Here is a 1,579-nt window from a genome sequence, read left to right as displayed (position 1 = left end):
TGGTGGGGCTCGTCCACCGCCTCCTGGACGGCCTGCCGAGCGCGAACCGCTCCGCGGCCGGGGCCACGGCCGGGGCGGCCCCCGTGGCCGCCTGCGGCGTCCTGGTCTACGCCCTCGGGAGGGTCATCCTCGGCTGACCCGGCGAGCGTCCGGCGGGCTAGCCCCCCGGTGCCGGGCATGGCCCGTTGTGACCATCATCGGTGTCAGGTCGGCGCGTCCTGCGGGCCGACGGGCCGCGGGGCTGCGACGGTCACCGGCATGGAAGCACTCCCGCTGGTCCTCCTCCTCCTGGCGCTGTTCGTCGTCGCGCGCCTGGTGCGCCTCGCCGTCGTCCCCAGCGCTCGCCAGGTCGTCCCGCAGCAGTCCGGCGCCGGTCTCGGCGCGCGCACCGCCACCGCTCCCTGAGCCCTCCGGGGCGCGCCTACCCTGGGGGCACCATGACGCAGCCCCCCGTGCCCCCGGTGCCGCCCGCGGCCGCGCCGGGAGGCGCCCCCCGCCACCGCAGCCCGCTCCTGGCCCGTCCCGGCGCCGTCGAGGCCGAGGGCGCCGACGCGGGCGTCGCCTGGCACTACGGCGACCCGGTCCGCGAGCAGCGCCTGCTCGAGCAGGGCCTGGCCGTGGTCGACCTGTCCTGCCGCGGGGTGCTGCGGATCAGCGGCCCTGACCGGCTGAGCTGGCTCGACTCGCTCACCAGCCAGCGCCTCGTGGGCCTGCCCCCGCGGACCTCGGCGGAGTCCCTCGTGCTCAGCCCCGAGGGCCGGATCGAGCACGACCTCCACCTGGTCGACGACGGCAGCGCCACCCACGTCGTGCTCGAGGCCGGCGAGGTCGAGGCCGCCCGCGCCTGGCTGGACGGGATGCGGTTCATGCTCCGCGTCGAGGTCCAGGACGTCACCGACGCCCTGGCCGTCGTGGGAGAGCCGGTCGGGCGCGAGTCGGTGGACGGCGAGCCGCTGGCCTGGGTCGACCCGTGGCCGAGCACCGGGCCCGCCTCGGCCCGCTACGCCCCCGTCGACGACGGGGCCCACCCCGGAGCGGAGCGGCGCTGGCGCGAGGTGCTCGTCCCCCGCGGGGAGCTGGAGGCGTTCGTCGACGACCGGCCGCTGGCCGGGACCTGGGCGGCGGAGGCCCTGCGCGTCGCGGCGTGGCGGCCCCGGCTGGGCTTCGAGACCGACGAGCGGACGATCCCGCACGAGCTGGACTGGCTGCGCACCGCCGTCCACCTGGCGAAGGGCTGCTACCGGGGGCAGGAGACGGTGGCGAAGGTGCACAACCTCGGCCGTCCGCCGCGGCGGCTGGTGGCCCTGCACCTCGACGGCACGGGAGCCCGCCTGCCGGAGCCGGGCGCCGAGGTCACCGACGCGACGACGGGCCGCGTCGTGGGCAGGGTGACCAGCGCGGCCCGCCACCACGAGCTCGGCCCGATCGCCCTGGCGGTGGTCAAGCGCACCACCCCCGTGGACGCCCCCCTGTTCGCCGGGGGCGTCGCCGCGGCGCAGGAGACCGTCGTGGACCCGGAGGCCGGCGGCCAGGCGTCGGCGCGTCCGTCCGCCGTCGTGCCGCGGCTGCCGCGTCCCTG

Annotated in this window: 2 protein-coding genes; both read left to right on the top strand. The window is 78.3% G+C overall.

The window, feature by feature from the left end:
* Nucleotides 1-258 precede the first annotated feature (258 nt).
* Nucleotides 259-405 (top strand): hypothetical protein, encoded by a 147-nt coding sequence (locus tag AC5FZL_RS16680; RefSeq protein ID WP_493619993.1) that lies wholly within the window; start codon nucleotides 259-261, stop codon nucleotides 403-405.
* A gap of 32 nt (nucleotides 406-437) precedes the next feature.
* On the top strand, nucleotides 438-1,579 hold a 1,142-nt coding region (ygfZ, locus tag AC5FZL_RS16675; protein WP_493619992.1), incomplete at its 3' end, for a CAF17-like 4Fe-4S cluster assembly/insertion protein YgfZ.

This window comes from Quadrisphaera sp. DVD1, assembly GCF_058932755.1.
Note: the sequence above shows the minus strand (reverse complement) of the source record. Positions and strands in the feature narration are given on the sequence as shown.

What these genes read in the sequence shown, in the direction of transcription:
- AC5FZL_RS16680 (WP_493619993.1), top strand. Translation starts at nt 259, where the DNA reads ATGGAAGCACTCCCGCTGGTCCTCCTCCTCCTGGCGCTGTTCGTCGTC.